The organism is Desulfatiferula olefinivorans (assembly GCF_054657895.1).
The window spans coordinates 230,331-248,655 of the sequence record NZ_BAAHXV010000001.1 but is presented as its reverse complement, the minus strand read 5'-3'; the positions used below and the strand labels follow the sequence as shown (position 1 = coordinate 248,655).

Annotated in this window: 15 protein-coding genes; 5 read left to right on the top strand and 10 right to left on the bottom strand. The window is 58.0% G+C overall.

Going from position 1 to position 18,325, the window contains the following annotated elements:
* Positions 1-8: 8 nt before the first annotated feature.
* From ACYQ11_RS00980 to aprB, 7 genes are all read right to left on the bottom strand, one after another.
* A complete protein-coding gene (locus ACYQ11_RS00980) occupies positions 9-782 on the bottom strand; it encodes a substrate-binding periplasmic protein (protein ID WP_459921863.1) in 774 nt (257 codons plus the stop codon).
* 25 nt (positions 783-807) lie between these two features.
* Entirely contained in the window at positions 808-2,040 is a 1,233-nt protein-coding gene (locus ACYQ11_RS00975) for a (Fe-S)-binding protein (protein ID WP_459921862.1), read from the bottom strand.
* A gap of 284 nt (positions 2,041-2,324) precedes the next feature.
* Positions 2,325-3,518 carry a quinone-interacting membrane-bound oxidoreductase complex subunit QmoC gene (gene qmoC, locus ACYQ11_RS00970; RefSeq protein ID WP_459921861.1) on the bottom strand — a complete coding sequence of 398 codons (1,194 nt, stop codon included), beginning with the start codon at positions 3,516-3,518 and terminating at the stop codon, positions 2,325-2,327.
* 91 nt (positions 3,519-3,609) lie between these two features.
* Complete coding sequence (locus ACYQ11_RS00965) at positions 3,610-5,934, bottom strand: FAD-dependent oxidoreductase (RefSeq protein ID WP_459921860.1); 2,325 nt, start codon at positions 5,932-5,934, stop codon at positions 3,610-3,612.
* Between the two features lie 5 nt (positions 5,935-5,939).
* Positions 5,940-7,211: a CoB--CoM heterodisulfide reductase iron-sulfur subunit A family protein gene (locus ACYQ11_RS00960; RefSeq protein WP_459921859.1), complete on the bottom strand. Its 1,272-nt coding sequence runs from the start codon at positions 7,209-7,211 to the stop codon at positions 5,940-5,942.
* Between the two features lie 291 nt (positions 7,212-7,502).
* Positions 7,503-9,482, bottom strand: coding sequence for an adenylyl-sulfate reductase subunit alpha (aprA, locus tag ACYQ11_RS00955; RefSeq protein WP_459921858.1), 1,980 nt, complete (start codon positions 9,480-9,482; stop codon positions 7,503-7,505).
* A 68-nt stretch (positions 9,483-9,550) separates the two neighbouring features.
* On the bottom strand, positions 9,551-9,988 hold the full coding sequence (aprB, locus tag ACYQ11_RS00950) for an adenylyl-sulfate reductase subunit beta (RefSeq protein ID WP_459921857.1): 438 nt from the start codon (positions 9,986-9,988) through the stop codon (positions 9,551-9,553).
* 571 nt (positions 9,989-10,559) lie between these two features.
* Here aprB and ACYQ11_RS00945 point away from each other — a divergent pair.
* From ACYQ11_RS00945 to ACYQ11_RS00925, 5 genes are all read left to right on the top strand, one after another.
* Complete coding sequence (locus ACYQ11_RS00945; protein WP_459921856.1) at positions 10,560-11,297, top strand: YkgJ family cysteine cluster protein; 738 nt, start codon at positions 10,560-10,562, stop codon at positions 11,295-11,297.
* The gene (locus ACYQ11_RS00940; RefSeq protein WP_459921855.1) at positions 11,294-12,136 is read left to right on the top strand and encodes an SDR family NAD(P)-dependent oxidoreductase; all 843 of its coding nucleotides are present in this window, start codon (positions 11,294-11,296) and stop codon (positions 12,134-12,136) included. Before ACYQ11_RS00945 ends, ACYQ11_RS00940 begins: the two co-directional genes overlap by 4 nt.
* A gap of 97 nt (positions 12,137-12,233) precedes the next feature.
* Entirely contained in the window at positions 12,234-12,863 is a 630-nt protein-coding gene (locus ACYQ11_RS00935; RefSeq protein WP_459921854.1) for a paraquat-inducible protein A, read from the top strand.
* Positions 12,860-13,474 (top strand): paraquat-inducible protein A, encoded by a 615-nt coding sequence (locus tag ACYQ11_RS00930; protein ID WP_459921853.1) that lies wholly within the window; start codon positions 12,860-12,862, stop codon positions 13,472-13,474. The genes ACYQ11_RS00935 and ACYQ11_RS00930 overlap by 4 nt, the downstream gene beginning before the upstream one ends.
* Before the next feature lies 1 nt (position 13,475).
* A complete protein-coding gene (locus tag ACYQ11_RS00925; RefSeq protein WP_459921852.1) occupies positions 13,476-15,791 on the top strand; it encodes a PqiB family protein in 2,316 nt (771 codons plus the stop codon).
* Positions 15,792-15,806: 15 nt separating this feature from the next.
* Here the strand turns inward: ACYQ11_RS00925 and ACYQ11_RS00920 are convergent, their stop codons facing one another.
* Genes ACYQ11_RS00920 through ACYQ11_RS00910 form a run of 3 tightly spaced genes read right to left on the bottom strand, consistent with a single transcriptional unit; the run spans position 15,807 to position 18,235 of the window.
* On the bottom strand, positions 15,807-16,589 hold the full coding sequence (locus ACYQ11_RS00920; protein ID WP_459921851.1) for a YkgJ family cysteine cluster protein: 783 nt from the start codon (positions 16,587-16,589) through the stop codon (positions 15,807-15,809).
* Entirely contained in the window at positions 16,586-17,152 is a 567-nt protein-coding gene (locus ACYQ11_RS00915; RefSeq protein WP_459921850.1) for a hypothetical protein, read from the bottom strand. The genes ACYQ11_RS00920 and ACYQ11_RS00915 overlap by 4 nt, the downstream gene beginning before the upstream one ends.
* 24 nt (positions 17,153-17,176) lie before the next feature.
* Positions 17,177-18,235 (bottom strand): deoxyguanosinetriphosphate triphosphohydrolase, encoded by a 1,059-nt coding sequence (locus tag ACYQ11_RS00910; protein ID WP_459921849.1) that lies wholly within the window; start codon positions 18,233-18,235, stop codon positions 17,177-17,179.
* Positions 18,236-18,325: the final 90 nt, after the last annotated feature.

The window sequence follows — 18,325 nt, the reverse complement described above, 5'->3', positions numbered from 1 at the left end:
TGTTCGAGTCACTTCTCCGTCCCGAGGTAACCGGCAATGATACGATCATAGAGTCCGGATTCCCTGATCGCGGACAGGCCCTCGTTGAAGGCGTTTCGGTGGCGTTCCAGACGAAATCCCACCATATAACGGCTCGGCTCGAACAGGTCATGCATCGTTACCGGCTCATTCAGGGGAAGTGCCCGGGTCATTCTGTCTGATGAACTGGCCAGCTCATTCCGATAATATCGAAAAATCCGCTTGTCCAGAATGATGACATCGGTGCGACCGGCATAGAGTTTGGCCACCTGATTCCTCTGATTGGCCATTTCATGATACAGGGGGTTGTTATCCGCCATGGCCATAAAGTCGGTCCCCAGTGCGAATCGGGCCTGCTGATAGGCGTCGACGGATGTTCCGGCCAGATCCGTCACCGCGGTGACGGCCAGATTCCGGGATCGCAGGCTGACGGCCACATTATGGTAGGTGATGTATTCATCGGACAAAAACGCCTTTCGGATTTCGGGATAATTGGCCTTGACGGTCATCACACCGTCCACACGCCCCTCTTCAAACGACGCCTTGGTTCTCAAAAGAGGCTCATACAAAAAGCGCGCTTGATATCCCGTTTGCTTCAATGCGGCCCGAACAATGTCGACTTCGAAGCCGCCATCGTCTTTTTCGATCACATAGGGCTCCACGGTCAGGCCCGCCGCCAGAGATATCCACTCGCCCTGACCGGCCTGGGCGATGCCCGACATCACGATCCAAATCCAAATCACCCGTATCATCAGATGGTTCATCGCACCCTCCGAATGGACGTTGGCCTTATCGGCCTAAAAAACCGGTCAGCGCCGACGGAGCGACGCGAATCATGTTGAGCGTCCCCCTTGCGGTCAGCGAACGGCGCACAATGGTCTTCTGAGGCGTCCGGATGTCATCACCCAGGGCCCACATCAATGTTTCAAGCAGATAATGGGCCGTTCCTTTCTGAAGAAGATGGGTCCCCATGAAACAGCCCTGACAGTAGGACAGGATATGAGTTTTACCGCTTTGCCGGATATCGCGGGCTTTCACGCGTCCGGCGTCATACAGGTCCGTAAGCCGACCGTGACGGAAGTAACCGGTCAGACCGCAGCAGGCATGATTGTCCCGGTTATGTTCAAGTTCCGTCACCCGGTAGCCGACGGCATCGGCCAGCCTGCGGACCCTGTCCAGGTAGTCGTCGCCCAGGGCATGACCGTGACAGGCGTCGGTCAGGCAGACATCGTCCTCGCCCCGCGGCACCCGGCGCCGGATTGACAGCGTTCCCTCACGCAGCCGGTCTTCCAGATACTCATAGACGGAAACGGTTTCAAACGGAAAGGTCCGGCCGAAGTACTCGGGCAGGGTCACCCGGAACATTTCAAGGCATGATCCGCACATGACCACCAGACGGTTGAACCGTCCTGACGACAGACGGTCGATCAGTTGGTCGACGATCGATCGCGCCTCATCGTAAAGGCCGCATCGTGCCGCAAACAGCCCGCAGCAATCATGCTCACCGCCAAACTTGGGCAAGGATTCAAACACCCGGGAGCGGGCGATATCCCCGGGAAACATGCGCACACCGCAGCCGCACCAGAGCAGGTCCCTGCCGGGGTCGTTCGTGGGTTCGGACCAGTCGACGAGAATGGCCTTCTCCCCGGCTCCGAAGCCGCTGTAGATGTCACGGAAAAGATTGTGGCGGAAGCCTTTGGGTGCCAGGCCGTTGAACACGTAGGCCAGGGAGGGAGCCATGGACGACTCGCGAGCCCGGCGGTCTTTCAGGCGTTCGAGCATCAGGGCCGCCGGCCTGGCGCCCACGGGGCAGCGTTGATCGCAGACGCCGCAAAAGGTGCACTGGTCCAGCATGGCATCGCAGAGGGACACATCGCCCCGCTTCAACCCCGCCATGGCCTGTCCGGCCTCTTTGGGGGTCAGGGTCTTGAATGCACATCCGGCAAGGCATTTGCCGCAACCGGTGCAGGCGTCAAAATCAAAGGCATCCCTATAGGCGGCAGCAGGGGTTGTCATGGTCATGGCGCTATCGGTCCTTCTGATGGGAAAACGTCGGGCGCCGTTGCGGCCGCCTTCGGCAGCACGTCCGACTGAACGCCGAAACACCCGCGATCACGGCAGCCACAATCGCGGCCCCGGCCCGATCCCCCTCGACCGTGACCGTCCACGGTTTTTTCATTCAGGGCCTCAGCCCTCGTCGGGTCTTGGGTGAGAGCGGGAAGAAACGGACCGTTTTTTCGACTATACCATAAAAAAAGGAGAGGGCAAGCCCTCTCCTTTTGTCGTAACATCAGAACCGTCCCGGCCTATTTGCGGTTGGCGTACTCCGCATAGGTCATGGCGGCAAACCGATAAACGGCATGGGCCAGCTTGGAGAAGGGCAGATAGGCGAACAGATGGAACACGCAGATCAGATGCACATAGTAAATGGCATAGGTCATGAATTCCATTCCGGCCAGACGGGCCATCTGGGTCAGAAGACCGGTGGCGCCGAGGATCAGTACCAGACCCAGCAGGTACCAGTCTTTGTAAGCGCTCAAATCTTTGTCCGCCAGACGTTCCTTGATCATCAGGGCCGCGCCGATCACGATGGCGATACCGGAGATATTGCCCAGCCATTTGAAGGGCCAGAGCTGGGAGTAAGGACCGGGGATGCCCAGGATGTAAAGAAAGAAGAAACCGATGCTGGTAACGATAAAGCAGCCGATGAAGCCGAACAGGACCATCATGTGGGCCGTGCCGCGGGCCTTGTTCTCACCGCATTCGTTGAACTGGGTGTGGCTGAGAACTTTCTTGATCACGGCGGGCATGGTTTTGAAATAGGCTTTGAAATCCAGGGTGTCTTTATCGGTTTTGCCTTCGGCCACCGCATTGGCGTGCATGTCCTTGAGCATCGTCCGTAAAACGTAGGCGAAGGCCAGAATGCTGGCAGTGAAGATCGGCACAAAGGTAAAATCCACCAGCCAGGAGGAAATGAACCGGGCCTGGGCGATGGGGGCGTCGGTGTGATGAATCCAGTGAACGCCCACGGCGTGGAAGAGTTTGTCCATGATGCCGCCTTCCTTGCCGAGAACCATGGTGATGAAGGCCATCAGGGCCAGCCAGACGGCGGGAACGGCGGTCAGAATCGCCAGCTTTTTCGGGTTGGTCACCATTTTGGCCAGCTTGCCGACCACGGGAACGGAGCTTGCGTAGTCGCTGATGGCGTAAGACCGGATGGCCGACAGGGTTTCACCGGGCTTGGCGCCGCGGGGACACAGGGCCGTACAGTCGCCGCAGTGGTGGCAGAGCCAGATATCGGCACTGCTTACCAGTTTGTCTTTCAGACCCCAGGACGCGGCAATCATTTCCTTGCGCGGGAAGGGGCTGTTTTCCGGAGCGATGGGGCAGGCCACCGAGCAGGTGGCACACTGAAAGCATTTCTTGAGTGTGTCTCCGCCGAGCGCCATCACCTCGTCGATAAAGGTCAGATCAGGCTGTATAAGGTATTGATTTGACATGTTCATGCCTCCCAATTTCTCTGATATTAAAAACATTCAGGAGCCCGCACACGGCATCGCCGTGCGCGGGCTGATCTAAATTATCCGTTGATTAGAACCCTTTGAAGGGGTTGGGTCCCAGGGCCACGACTTTGGCGACAAAGTCGTTGATGATGGCCGGAACCTTGTCGTAATCATCGATGGCCACTTCGAACTGAGCCACGCGTTCGAGTTCGAGGGCGAGGCTTTCGAGGGCATCACCGATCTTGCTCATACGGACGTCGGCCAGTTCGCTGCCTTTGACAAAGTGGCACTGGTAATCGTCACCGTGTTTGCAACCCAGAAGGAAAACACCGTCCATACCCTGGGCCAGGGCGTCCTTGATCCAGATGGTGTTGACGGAGCCCAGGCAGCGAACCGGAATGAAACGCACCTGGGGATCGATCTGGGATTTTCTCATGGCGGCCATTTCGAGGGCCGGCATGGCGTCGTTTTCACAGTACAGACACAGGATTCTCATGGGCGCGTTGTAGTAATCGTCTTCCGAGGGAACCCAGACGGACTTGACCATGGAACCGATGCTGTCGATGTTGTAGTCGGCAAAGCCGATGATACGTTCGGGGCAGGCACCCATACAGGTTCCGCAGCGACGGCAGCGGGTGGGGTTGGGCTTGGGCGTGCCTTTGGCATCGTCGTCCAGGGCGCCGAAGGGGCATTCCTGGGTGCAGCGTTTACACTGGGTGCAGCGCTGGAAGAAGAAATCCGGGAAGGTCATGTCGCCGGAGCGGGGATGAACCGACACGCCGCGGTTGACCGAATCGATGCACTGAATGGCCTTGAGGGCGGCGCCGGCGGCGTCTTCCATGGACTCTTCGATGGTCATGCTCCGACGAACGGCACCGGCGGCATAAATGCCGGTACGCTGGGTTTCGTAGGGAAAGCAGATGAAGTTGGAGTCCGCATAGCCGTCGAAGATGGCATTGTCACGGAAGCCGGGGCCCTGACGGTAAGCCATGTTGACCACGGGATCATCCACGGTCGCCGGAACCATACCGGCGGCCAGGACCACCAGGTCGGCCTTGATGGCGATGCTTTCACCCAGAAGGGTGTCCTTGGCGGAAACGATCAGCCGGCCGCCTTTCTTTTCCACGGCGGTCACGTCGCCCTTGGTCAGAAACACGCCGGGGTCCTGCTGCATGTTCTTGTAGAAGCCTTCGGTGAGTCCCGGGGTTCTCATGTGCTGGTAGATCACGTAGGCTTTACCGTCTTCGTAGTCTTCACGCACGTATTTGGCCTGTTTGAGGGCCACCATGCTGGTCACGGAACCGGCGTAGTTGAAGTCGCGGTCGTCCCCGTTGCCGGGGCTCTGGATGAACACCACGCTTTTGGCTTCCTTGCCGTCGGAGGGGCGGACGATCTTGCCCTTGGCGGCCATTTCCTCGAACTGGGCGTTGGTGATCACGTCGGCGTCTCCCACGCCCAGATGGGCGAACTGATCGGCCTTGAGCACGTCGGGTCTCCAGCCGGCGGCCAGGATCACGGCGCCGAACAGCTCACCGTTGGGATCCAGGGTCAGGACGTCTTTCCGGCCCTTGTTGTATTCCTGGTAGATTTCGAAGAGCTTGTCGGCATCATACTCCTTGCCGTTCTCATCGACCTTCATCTCGTCGGGCAGAGGAAAGGGGACGTCGAATTCAATGCTTTCACCGGGTTTTTTCAGGGTCACGGTGAATTCACCGGGCTGGCCGGCCAGACGGGCCACCACGGTGTTGGTTTTCACGGTGATGTTTTTCATGGCCTGGACTTCACTGATCTTGTCCGCCACCATGGGAGGAATCAATGCGTCGTAGGGTTCGGCCACGGGCATCTGCTTGCGCATTTTAGCCGCATACCCGCCCAGGGAGCCGTTCTTTTCGACGATGGTCACGTCGTATCCGGCCTTGGCCGCATCCAGAGCGGCGCTCATACCGGTCATACCGCCGCCGATGACCAGGATTTTCTTGGAGATGGATTCCAGCTTGAACGCTTCGGGAATCTTGACTTTTTCCAGACGGGCCAGACTCATGCGGATGTAGTCGTCGGCGGCCAGCTGGACGTTGTCCACAAAGTAATCGTCGTCGTTTTCGGTTTTCTTGGGATATTTTTCCCGGGAAATGGTCCAGGCCACGTTTTCTCTCATGGCCACGCGATCGACCATGCAGCCGTCGAACTGGAAGATGTCGAAATTGATTCGCTTGGAACATCCGACGATGGACAGGAAATTGATACCGTCGGCAATGCCTTTCTTGATGACCTCAAGGCCGTCCTTGCTGCACAGGCAGTCATGAATTACCGCCGGGGCGCGCTTTTCGGCCGCTACTTTGACAAGCTGGTCACAATCGATGGATTCGCCGATCCCACAACCTTTGCATATAAAAACACCGAGTTTATTGCTCATCGATTCTACCTCCCCACAACGGTTTGAATGGCTTTCAGGGCCATGCCTGTCGCATTCTGGTTTGAAGATACAACATCCGCCGGCTTGTTGGCGCATCCGGCGGCAAACATACCGCCCTTGTTGAAGTCGTTGACGATAAACCCGTCTTCGGTAATCACGAGATCCGCATTGGGTCTATCCGATGCAGCTGTCGGCTCCATACCGGTGGCCAGAACGACCAGATCGACGGTCTGTCTGACCTTTTCGCCGGTCACGGCATTTTCGGCGGTCACGGTGATGTTTCCGTTGTCCGCTTCGGCGACGTCCGCCACCTTGCCTTTGACAAAGAAAACCTTGGGGTCGTCCTTGAGCATTTTGTAGAACTTTTCATACCGCTGGCCGGGTGCGCGCAGATCGATGTAGTAAATGGTGATTTCCGCATCCGGATACTGGGCGCGAAGATAGGTGGCGTGTTTCAGAGACGCCATGCAGCAGATGTACGAACAGTAGGGCAGGTGATTTTCATCACGGGATCCGGCGCACTGAACGAAGGCGATGGTTTTGGGGGCCTTGTCGTCGGACGGACGGAGAATCTTTCCCTCGGTGGGTCCGTTGACGGCCGCCATGCGCTCAAGCATCATGTTGGTGATAATGTTCTGGTGACGTCCGAAGCCCAGATTGTCGATCTTGGTAGCGTCGTAGGGTTTCCAGCCGGTGGCCCAGACAACGGCGGCGACCTTGATGGTCACGGTTTTGCTTTCCATGGAAAAGTCGATGGCCTTGTATTTACAGGCTTCCTCAACCTTCTTTTTGTCTTCGGCGCTGATTTCGGGAGACATCACGTAGCGGGCCGGAAACGCCATTTCCGTGGGAAGGTAGGCCGCCTTGCTCCGGTTCATTCCGAAATTGAATTCGTTTTCGATTTCCGTCTCGCACACCTCGGCGCAGGCGCCGCAACAGGTGCAGTTTTCGTTGACGTAGCGGGGACTGATCTTGAGCGTAACCTCGTAATTGCCCTTGGTTCCCTCGACCTTTTCCACTTCCGTCATGGTCAGAACTTTGATTTTTTTATTGTCCCGGACGCGTCTGAAATTGATTTCAAGACCGCAGGTCGGAGGACAGAGTTTGGGGAAATACTGATTGAGCTGAATGACTCGTCCACCCAGGTACGGATTTTTTTCAACCAGAAGAACCTCGTAGCCTGCCTCGGCGGCTTCGAGGGTCGTGGTCAGTCCGCTGATCCCGCCGCCAACAACCAGAATACTCGCACTAGCAGGGGCTGCTTTGTCTATTGTCATGCTATCCCTCCATGCATAAAATTAAAAAAATAATGTTCATATCGCTAAACCTTTGACAGGGTTTTATGCCGTCCGTGGGCCATGGTCCAGGTCACCTGTTCCGCGTGCCCATATTTCGAAGGGTTTTATTCCGGGTGACCGTCTTGTTATAAAACCCTTAAAAATCTGGACACGGCCATGTCCACCGCCTGCGGTCGCATCACACACCCGCCTTGAATTTAACGAAAAAAGCCTCCAGGCATCGGTGACACCTGGAGGCCTGCATTAGTCACTCAGAGTCGTATCTCACGATTAGGAAATGATTTTCACGTATTCCTGTTTCTTGAGGCTCCACTCTTTGGTTTTCTTGTCGTAGGAAGAATTCACGAAGCAGAACCAGTTGGCATCGTCCTGTCCGGGATAATCCGCCTGATAGTAGAAACCGGGGAAGCGGGTTTCCTTACGGAAACGGATGTGACGAACATGGGCTTCTACCGTATAGATACGGTGGAAGATTTCCCAGCATCTCATCAGTTCGTGAAGGTCGCCGGCAGCCAGTTTTTCGGTATCTTCGTGCATCATGAACAGAAGGTCGTCGATCAGGATGTCGAGGGCCTTGCTGCTGGTCTGGTAGTACGTTGCCGTACCGCCGCCGTATTCGTTGGTGGCTTTCATCAGACGAAGAGCCATACCGGCCGGTTTCGCGTAGTTGGGGTTCAGATCAACGGCGGTGGTGTAGTTGCAGTGATCCAGGTAAACCTGAACGGGTTTCCATACGAGGTTGACCAGTTCTTCCTTGCTTTCTGCCAGTTCGGGTTTGAAGTCGGCATTGTCGCGGATGTATTTAACCATTTCCTTGGCGACGATACGGCCTTCGGCGTGTGAACCGGAGGAGAATTTGTGACCGGAGCAACCAATACCGTCACCGGCGGTGAACAGACCGTCGACCGTGGTCATACGGTTGTAGACTTTACCGCTGAGGGCTTTGATCTTGTATGCATCGGGAACCCAGGGTTCGTCCGGACCGGATACCCAGATACCGCAGCAGCCGGAGTGTGAGCCCAACAGGTAGGGTTCGGTCGGCATGATTTCGGAGTCTTTCTTTTCCGGTTCGGTGTTGGTGGCACACCACAGGTTGGCCTGACCGCAGGTCATGTCAAGGAAGTCTTCCCAAGCTTCTGATTCCAGATGTTTGAGTTCTTTCTTGTCCATGGTCTGACCGAGTTTCTGGAGAGCGGTAGAGGTCTTCATGATGATCGGACCGCGACCGGCTTTCATTTCGAACAGCATCAGATGGTTACGCAGACAGGTCGGCGTAATCGGAGCGGTTCCGTAGGGAGCGTAGTTCTGGAGTTCAGCCTTGGCTTTGTCGGAAGCGGCGTAGTTTTCGCCGAGACCGTTTTCAAGATGGGCTTTGAACAGGAGGAACCAGGCACCAACGGGGCCGTAACCGTCTTTGAAACGGGCCGGGGTGAAACGGTTTTCCATCATGGAGAGTTCGGCACCGGCACGGAGGGCCATGGTGTAGGTGGAACCGGCATTCCATACGGGGTACCAGGCACGGCCTTTTCCTTCACCAACGGAACGGGGCTGGTAAATGTTAACCGCGCCGCCGCAGGCAACCATCATGGTTTTGCATTTGATGATGTAGACTTTGTTTTCACGGGTAGAGAAACCGACGGCGCCGGCGATTCTCTTGGGGTTGTTTTTGTCGTTGAGCAGTTCAACGATGAACACGCGTTCGAGGATGTTGTCGGAACCCAGCGCTTTTTTGGCGGCTTCGGCAACGATTCTCTTGTAGGATTCGCCGTTGATCATGATCTGCCATTTACCGGTACGAACAGGAGCGGCACCTGATTTCAGCGTACCGAACTGCAGACCTTTTTTACCGTCGATGCTCTTTCCTTCGGGGGATTTTTTCCACATCGGAAGGCCCCATTCTTCGAACAGATGAACGGAATCGTCAACGTGACGGCCAAGGTCATAGATCAGGTCTTCACGAACGATACCCATCAGGTCGTTACGGACCATGCGGACGTAGTCTTCGATGGCGTTTTCACCGATGTAGGTGTTGATGGCGGAGAGACCCTGGGCTACAGCGCCGGAACGTTCCATGGCGGCTTTGTCGCACAGAAGGATCTTGGTGTCGTCGCTGGCCCATTTCTTGATTTCAAACGCGGTACCGCATGCAGCCATACCACCGCCCACGATGAGAATGTCAACTTCTTTTTCGATAACTTCAGGATCTCTAACGGCTTTAAGCTCTCCCAAAGGTTTATTCGGTAATGCCATATTACTTCCTCCTTAAGATTGTCATAGTCGTAATTTGGACGAATGATTCCAACTCAGTGTCTCAGATACTAAGCAAGCTGAGTGGGCACGGCCAGAGTGACGCCTTCAGCTTCTTCCGTAGAAAGAAGGCAACTGTCCAGATCCTTGCCCTTGAGGCTGCCGTATTCATTGGCGGCGCCTTCAGGAGTGGTACGGATGGGGAACTTGAAGCGTTTTACAACGCCGTTACGGAATTTACAGGTCCACATGACATCTTCGGTACCCATCATCGGAACGATGCTGCTTCCCAGGGGTACGAAGTCGGAGTAGCCACGAACTTCAACGGCCTGAGACGGACAGATTTTTACACAGGAAAAGCATTCCCAGCACTGATCCGGTTCCTGGTTGTAGGCTTTCATTGCAGTGGCATCGAGCACCATCAAGTCATTCGGACAAATGTACATACATGCAGTTTTGTCCCCGCCTTTACAGCCGTCACATTTTTCTGCGATTACATAGCTTGGCATTAATTATACCTCCCTAATTCGGTATTGAACGTGCAACCAATCAACACCCGCGTTAACTGTTTGGCGATACAGGCACACTTACCGTATCGCCGCTCACAACAATTCGCCGGAAGATGATACACTTCCTGGCAATTTCCAAACTAAAACTGATTGTTATGCGATGGAAGAAGGTCACCGAACGGCGCCCTCTCCGTTTTTCATACTTCTAACACATTGATTATGCTGTTAAAGCGGGCGTTCCAAAAGGCTCTACCCTACCATAATCAAAGCGCAAAGTTATCACCGGGCCTGATCGATGTCAAGAATTTTCAGGCTCGTCGGACCATTAAAACAGGCCTGTCCGACAGGTCTCGGCAACTATCACCATATCTGGAAAACGACAAAGGATTTACCACTACATATGCCCTTTCGATCCGCCCAGGGAATCGCAGCGGTCGTGAGCGGTCACCTTCGGAGCGTGCCCTTAAAAAATCATTGACATAGATTCCAGACATGGTAGCTGTGATCGGAAATGATTGGCCCGCCCGACCGTGAGAACGACCGGCGCGGCCGTTAACCGACGGAGATGACCATGAGTGACGAACCCGAATTAATCGGCATTGACGATACGTTTACGTTTTCCTGCGGCCCCTCGCTTTCCTGCTTCAACGAATGCTGCCGGGACCTGAACCAGTTCCTTTACCCCTATGACATCGTCCGGCTCAAAAACCGCCTCGGCATGCGCTCGGACGTGTTTCTGGACACCTACACCATTATCTACGGCGGAGACAGCACCGGTCTTCCCGTGGTTTCCTTCAGGACCCGGGCCTCCGACGGCCATCGATGCCCCTTTGTAAGCGATGCGGGCTGTACGGTCTACGATGACCGCCCCGCGGCCTGCCGCCTCTTTCCCCTGGCCCGGGCCATCTCCCGGTCGCGCACAACCTTCGAGATCCGGGAGCATTACGCCCTGATCGAGGATCCCGTATGCCGGGGCTTCGACGGGGGCACGCCCGTGACGGTCCGCCGGTTTGTCGCCGACCAGGGCCTGTTGCCGTATAACACATACAACGACAAGATGATCGAGCTGATCAGCATGAAACAGCAGATCATGCCCGGATACCTGGACACCCCCTACCGCGAAAAATTCATTCTGGGCTGCTACAACGTGGACGGATTCCGGGACGCCGTTATTAACGACGCGCTGATCGACCCGGACCTGATCGGCCCCGATCTGCTCGAAAAACTCCGCACCGACGACCCGACCGTTCTCGACCTCGGCCTGGCCTGGGTCACATCCGAACTGTTCGGAACCCCGCTCAAACCATGACGCACACCGGCCCCGTCCATACTGCCGAACAACGGGTGGCCCTGGTGCTCGGCGCCGTCAAGGGAATCGGAAAGCAGATCGGCCTGGCCCTGGCCCGGCGGGGAATTCGCACCGCCCTGACCTGGCACGACTGGGAAGAAAGCCTGCCCGACATGACCCGGGATTTTTCCGAAACCGGAACCGATCATGAGATCATCCGGGTCAACCTCCTGGACACCGAGTCCGTCGCCCCCCTCATCGCGTCGGTGATCAGGCGGTTCGGCCGCCTGGATATCCTGATCAACAATATCGAACGCGGCGGCATGCCCATCGTCCACGGGGCCTACACCCGGGATCAGTGGGATCTTGAAATGGGAACCACCCTGCGCGCCAAACGGTGGGTCTTTGACGCGGCCTTCCCCTACCTGATGCAGTCCCCCGACGGTTGCGTCATCAATTTTTCGTCAATCGCCGGCCGGATCGGCCGGACGGGCCCCGCCGGCTATCTGTTCAACGACGGCTATGCGGCCCTCAACCGGGGCATTTCCCTGCTGACGGAAACCTGGGCCCGCCTGGGCGCCCCGCATCTCCGGGTCAATGAAATCATGCTGGGGCTGATCGACACCCGTCACGGAACCGGGACACGGGGCTGGGGCCTGCTGCCCAAGTCGATCCGCCGGGATCTGGTCCGTCACACCCTTCTGGGTCGCATCGGACAGATCGACGATGTGGTGAAAACCTGCCTGTTCCTCATCGACGAGGCCCCGTTCATGACCGGCTCGGTCATCCGCCTGGACGGCGGCTATGTTCTGGGCGGTGAGGCGGTCCCTCCCATGCCCCGGGGTGAAGACGACGTGTGAAAAGGCTTGAAAATCGTCGCGTGTTTTGACATTCTGGGTGCATTCGTTTTTGCAAAGATCGTTTAACGACACACTGCCGGATCACGACACGACAACCATGGATACCCGTTTCCCCCCACACGCCGAGTCCCTGCTCGGATGTCCCCAGTGCGACCTTCTGGTCAGGCGGCATCCTGTGAACAGACGCTACGACAGCTGCTGTCCCCGGTGCGGCGCCCTTTTGTTCAAAGGCTGTGAGGACGGTATCACCCGGGCCCTGGCCCTGAGCCTTTCAGGGCTTCTTCTGTTCGTCCCCGCCGGCGGACTCCCCCTTCTTGAACTGAACATCATGGGGCAAAGCGGCCGGTGCACCATGATCCGGGCCGTGTTCCAGATTTATCGGAACGGTGATCCGTGGACAGCCGGCCTGGTCCTGCTGTGCAGCCTGATGGCCCCCCTTGGCATCCTCAGTCTTCTGTGCGCCGTCACCCTGCTGCTGAAGCTCGGACGCATCCGCCCCCTCATCGTTCCGCTGCTCAGGCTGTATCAGGGCCTTTCCGAATGGGTCATGCTGGACGTGTATCTGATCGGCATTCTGATTGCCTTTATCAAAATGAAGGACTTTGGCGATTTGGTGCCCGGTACGGGCCTTTACTGTTTTATCGGTGTCATGGCCGCGACCACCCTGGCCATGACGGCCTTCAGCACCCACAAGGCCTGGGACATGATCGGGGAGGGATCACCATGAGCGCACCTGCGACGGTTCATTCCAGCGGTTTTCTTCTGTGCAGAACCTGCCTCAGGCTGGTGCCGAACACATCCGGGCGGGTCCGTTGTCCCCGCTGCGGCTCACGGGTTCGCCCCGTTCCCCACACCGGCCTGTCCACCACCTGGGCCCTGGTGGTCACCGGCTTTCTGCTGCTGATTCCGGCCAACCTCCTGCCCATCGCCGAGGTGGTGTATTTAGGCGCAGGAGAGCCCGACACCATCATTTCCGGTGTCATTTCCCTGATGGAAAGCGGCATGACGCCCATCGCCGTGCTGGTTTTTCTGGCCAGCATCGTCGTTCCCATTCTCAAACTGATCGGCCTTGGATTTCTCCTTATCTGCGTTCAGATGCGGTGGGCGGTCAGCGCCTATCACTGTACCCTGATGTACCGGTTCATTTCCCTGATCGGGCGGTGGTCCATGCTGGACCTGTTCATGATTGCCATTCTGACGGCTCTGGTGGACATGGGCAGCCTGTCTTCGGTCACCCCGGGGCCCGGCGCCACGGCCTTCGCCGCCGTGGTCGTCGTCACCCTTCTGGCCGCCTCGAGCTTTGACACCCGCCTGATCTGGGACCTTAAGGAGACCTGACATGCCCCCCCTTGCCCGCACCGAAACCCCGACCATCAGTGACGCCGTTTTACGTCGGCCCAGACGATTCTCCTTTGTCTGGATCCTGCCTGTGATCGCCCTTCTGATCGGCGGCTTTCTGATCTACAACCAGTTTATCGAAAAGGATCTGATCGTTCAGGTCCATTTCGATTCCGGGGCGGGACTGGTGGCCGGAAAAACCCAGGTCAAGCACAAAGGCGTCATCATCGGCTATCTCAAGTCCTTCAGGCTGGACGACGACATCAAAGGGGTCATCGCCACCGTGGCCGTCAACCGGAACGCCGAGGCGGTCCTGCGGGAGGAGACCCTGTTCTGGCTGGTCGAGCCCCGGATCTCCCTGGAAGGCGTCACCGGCCTGGAGACGCTGGTGTCCGGGGCCTACATCGAAATCCGGCCGGGGAAGGGCCGTCCGAGCAAGACCTTCGACGCCCTGAGCGCCCCGCCGCCCCTGCCCCGATCCGAACCCGGCCTCCATCTGACCCTGACCTCCGGAGATCTGGGCTCCATCCGCCAGGGCACCCCGATTCTCTACCGCAAGGTGGTGGTCGGCAGCGTTCAGAGCTACGAATTCAACCCGGACAACACAGGTCTTCTCATCCACATCCACATCAAGAGCAAATATGCCGATCTGGTAACCCCCTGTTCCCGGTTCTGGAATTCCAGCGGCATCTCCCTGTCCGGCGATTTGGGCGGGCTGACGCTCCGCACCGAATCGCTGATGTCCATTGTTGCCGGGGGGATCTCGTTCCACAACCCGAAAACGGACACCGTCCCCAAAGGCGAGATCTGCCGAAACGGCGACACCTTCACGCTGTTTACGGACTACCAGAGCGCCCATGCGGGCATTCCCGTCACCATCGCCTTCGATTCGGCCGGGGGCCTCACGCCCGGGAAAACCAAAGTGATGTACAAGGGGGTGGCGGTGGGCCTCCTCAAGGAGCTGACCATCGGCACATCGCTGGACGGCATTGTCGGCCACTTCGTTTTCGATCCGAGCAGCGAGGAGGCCCTCAACGAAAGCACCCGGTTCTGGGCCGTCAAACCCCGCCTGTCGTTTACCGAGGTGTCCGGACTCGACACTCTGTTGTCGGGCGTTTACCTGGAGATGGATTTCGAACTCGGCGGACGGGCCAAAACCCATTTCACCCTCCTCAAAGATCCACCGGTCCGTAACGGACGGCGCACGGGCCTGGCCATCACCCTGAAAAGCCCGACCCTGTCGTCGATCAGCCGGGGAACGCCCCTGCTTTACCGTGGACTCAAGGTGGGCTCGGTTCTGACCCATCGGCTGACCGATCACAGCGACGCCGTCCTGATCGATGCCATTGTCGAGGAACCTTACACCGGTCTGATTCACGCCAATACGGCCTTCTGGAACAGCAGCGGCATTACGGTCAAGGGAGGTCTGAAGGGGCTGGAAATCCAGGCCGAATCCCTGGAGAGCCTGGTTTCCGGGGGCATCGCCTTTGAAACACCGGGAAATCAGGGGCCGCCGGCCGATCCCCGTCAGGTGTTCACCCTGCACGCCTCACGCGACCAGGCCCTTTCCGGCGGAATTCCCATCACCATCCGGTTCGATCGCGGCCGGGGATTGAAACCCGGCGCGCCCATCCGGTACCGGGATGTGGATCTGGGCCGTGTGACCGCCGTTGTTCCCTCCGAGGATCTGTCTGCGGTGACGGTTTATGCCGAACTCGACCCCCACGCCCGGGATCTTGCCCGGCAGGGCAGCCGGTTCTGGGTGGTGGGGCCAAGCCTGGGGCTGACGGAAACCGCCCATCTCGACACCCTGATCAGCGGCCCCTACCTGGCGGTTCTGCCGGGGAAAGGGGATCCGGGACGGCAATTCACGGGGCTGACCAGGCCGCCGGCTGACGCCCGGCGCGCCGACGGCCTGGCCATCGTCCTTCGTGCGCCCCGGCGCGGATCGATCAAGGCAGGCAATCCGATTCGTTACAAGGATGTGACGGTGGGCACGGTGGTGTCTGTCCGGCTGGCCGATGCGGCGGACCATGTCCTGATCGACGCGGTGGTCGACGACGCATACGCCCCTCTGGTCCGAACGACCAGCCGGTTCTGGAACGTCAGCGGCATGAAACTCGACGCCGGTCTGTTCCGGGGCGTAAGGTTCGATATGGACAGCGTGGCGTCCCTGATCGAAGGCGGCATCGCCTTCGCCACGCCGGACCCGCCGGACATGGGGGAGCCCGCCTCGGCACAGCGGATATTCGATCTGGCCGATGATCCCGACCCGGCCTGGCTGAACTGGTCACCGGCGATTCCTCTCTCGCGCTAAGCCGCCGGGGAGCCTTTATTTCAGGCGCAGCTTCGGTGAGGTCATCCTGAAAAAAGCGACCTTGACGAACTCGAACCCGAACAGCATCATCGCCACATCGCTGCGGCGGATTTTTTTCTTCAGCTCGTCTTTGACCTTGTACCGCTTGAAAAAGCTGCTCTCAAACACGAAAGACCGGAAATCATCCACATTGAAAAGAGCCATGAAGGCCATTTTGCCCTGGGGCCCCCCGGGACCTTCGGCGCCGAAAGGCGGGGTCATATCGAAAAGCCGTCTGATTTCCGCAAACAGGGCCGTCATCCGGTTGTGGGTATCCGCGTCCTGATCCGCGGCCCAGGTCGCAGGAGTATGAGCCTGGGATTCATGACGCCCCAGACAGAAATCCGGCGGCCTGAAAAAGGACACGGACCTGGGCGCGCTCCCCGGCTCGAACAACAGCCCCTGCTCCACGGGAAAGGTCCGGCAGGTGTCGGGACGATCCGGATAGACCGAACAGCCCCGATCGGTCAGAAAGGGGCAGGTCTTTTCCTCGTTGTCCGCCATGTTGAGCAAAACGTCGGGAAAGGCGTGCCCAGGCCGGAGAACGATATCGGTGTACCGGTCGATGAACGCACCGGCCGTGATGCCCAGATTGTTTTTCAGGCGGAGAAGGTCGTAGGGATACAGAAACAGGTTGAGATTCCGGCAGCAGAGGTTGAAACAGGACAACCCCTCATGGCAGCGGAAATGAAAGGTATCGCCGGGCGCAAGGCGTCGTCCGGGCAGGGCGTCTATCTCGTGAGGATCCACGGATTTCATAACAGCAGCATCTCCGCGATGGTGTGGTTCATCCGGCCTGAAAAGCCCGAGGCTCGCCTCAGGTCCCGTTCCAGACGGGCCATCTCCATATATAAAGGTGTCCGGTCAAAGGGGATGTAGGGCACGGCGCGGGTCTGTCGGACAAACAGATCACAGCCCGGACTTCGAACAGGCTCCCCGCCCGGCTTGCAGAGTTCATGGGACAGCCCGTGCAGGCGGCATACCATGGGGCGGTAGGCGTACAGCAGGCAGCGTTCGTTGTCGTTGAGGGGGCAGAGCCGTTTGCGCAGCACGCCGTCCCGGTCATCGCCGGCCATCCGGGCGGCCGTCGTTTTCGCCCGGGCCAGGATGTCCTCCCGCCGGGACGGGGCCAGGGTTCCCAGGCCGTGATGCAGAAAAAGGTATTCCAGCAGGGTATGGTGGTAAAACCGGCTGAAGCAGCAGTTGTCCTCACAGCCCCGGCATTGAAAGCCGTATGCCTCGGCCACCCGGTCATAGGCCGCGTCCATCCGGACGAAGAGGGCCTCGATCCGTTCAAGCCAGGGGCCGTGATTGTCCGGCATGATTTGGCTCAGAAGACGCATCGATCACACCATGGGCAGGGGAAAGAACAGCCTGGAATAAAGATCCAGGGCATGGCGGTCGGTCATGCTGGCGATCAGATCCGCCACGCGTCTGTCCAGGGGTTCGTCTGTCGCGCAGCCTTCCATTTCGATTCCGACGAGTTCGGCTTCGAAGCTGTCGGCATTGTCCCTGTTCATATAAAACAGGTACAGATCCTTGAGCACCTTCATGGATTTTTCGAATTCCCCGTGGACCTGGGGCGAGCGGTACACATTCTCGTAGAGAAATTCCCGGAGCGCGCCCATGGCGTGCTTGACCGCGTCGCTGACCTTCAGACAGAACTCCCCGTTTTCGGGCCGGGACGACTGAATCAGGTCCGTGACCATGGTGGTGGCCCGCTGGGAATGGGTGTGGCCCAGCACCGACAGACACACCTCGGGGATCTGGTCCGTGGTGATCACGCCGCTTCGAATGGCGTCGTCCAGGTCGTGGTTCAGGTAGGCCATCAGATCGGCGATCCGGACGATCCGACCTTCGACGGTGCAGGCCATATCATCGGGATTTTTGGAGATCACATCACCGAATCCCTTGGAGTGCTTGATGATGCCGTCACGAACCTCATAGGTCAGATTGAGCCCCGCCCCGTTTTTCTCCAGCACGTCCACCACCCTCAGACTCTGGCTGGTGTGGGAAAAATCGACGGAATAAATCTCCTTGAGCGCCGTCTCGCCGCTGTGTCCGAAAGGGGTATGCCCCAGATCATGGGCCAGGGCGATGGCCTCGGTCAGGTCTTCGTTCAGGCGCATGGCCCGGGACAGGGTCCGGGCAATCTGGGCCACCTCGAGGGTGTGGGTCAGGCGGGTTCGGTAATGCTCGCCCAGGGGTGACAAAAACACCTGGGTTTTGTGTTTCAGCCGTCGAAAGGCGTTGGAATAGACGATCCGATCCCGATCCCGCTGGAACGCGGTCCGGATCGGACAGGGGTCCTCCTCACGGGCCCGGCCGCGCGATTCCGAACTCAGGCAGCCGAATTCGGAGATGAATTTCCGTTCTCGTTTTTCAAATTCTTCCCGGATAGACATGATGAGATTCCGATCTTTACTGGTCTGCGGCCCATGACCGACCATCCACGGTTGTCGAATTTCAATTTTTTTCAAAGGAGTTATATAAAT

Coding starts and splice junctions, on each gene's coding strand:
- ACYQ11_RS00980 (WP_459921863.1), bottom strand. CDS start 782: ATGAACCATCTGATGATACGGGTGATTTGGATTTGGATCGTGATGTCG.
- ACYQ11_RS00975 (WP_459921862.1), bottom strand. CDS start 2,040: ATGACCATGACAACCCCTGCTGCCGCCTATAGGGATGCCTTTGATTTT.
- qmoC (WP_459921861.1), bottom strand. CDS start 3,518: ATGTCAAATCAATACCTTATACAGCCTGATCTGACCTTTATCGACGAG.
- ACYQ11_RS00965 (WP_459921860.1), bottom strand. CDS start 5,934: ATGAGCAATAAACTCGGTGTTTTTATATGCAAAGGTTGTGGGATCGGC.
- ACYQ11_RS00960 (WP_459921859.1), bottom strand. CDS start 7,211: ATGACAATAGACAAAGCAGCCCCTGCTAGTGCGAGTATTCTGGTTGTT.
- aprA (WP_459921858.1), bottom strand. CDS start 9,482: ATGGCATTACCGAATAAACCTTTGGGAGAGCTTAAAGCCGTTAGAGAT.
- aprB (WP_459921857.1), bottom strand. CDS start 9,988: ATGCCAAGCTATGTAATCGCAGAAAAATGTGACGGCTGTAAAGGCGGG.
- ACYQ11_RS00945 (WP_459921856.1), top strand. CDS start 10,560: ATGAGTGACGAACCCGAATTAATCGGCATTGACGATACGTTTACGTTT.
- ACYQ11_RS00940 (WP_459921855.1), top strand. CDS start 11,294: ATGACGCACACCGGCCCCGTCCATACTGCCGAACAACGGGTGGCCCTG.
- ACYQ11_RS00935 (WP_459921854.1), top strand. CDS start 12,234: ATGGATACCCGTTTCCCCCCACACGCCGAGTCCCTGCTCGGATGTCCC.
- ACYQ11_RS00930 (WP_459921853.1), top strand. CDS start 12,860: ATGAGCGCACCTGCGACGGTTCATTCCAGCGGTTTTCTTCTGTGCAGA.
- ACYQ11_RS00925 (WP_459921852.1), top strand. CDS start 13,476: ATGCCCCCCCTTGCCCGCACCGAAACCCCGACCATCAGTGACGCCGTT.
- ACYQ11_RS00920 (WP_459921851.1), bottom strand. CDS start 16,589: ATGAAATCCGTGGATCCTCACGAGATAGACGCCCTGCCCGGACGACGC.
- ACYQ11_RS00915 (WP_459921850.1), bottom strand. CDS start 17,152: ATGCCGGACAATCACGGCCCCTGGCTTGAACGGATCGAGGCCCTCTTC.
- ACYQ11_RS00910 (WP_459921849.1), bottom strand. CDS start 18,235: ATGTCTATCCGGGAAGAATTTGAAAAACGAGAACGGAAATTCATCTCC.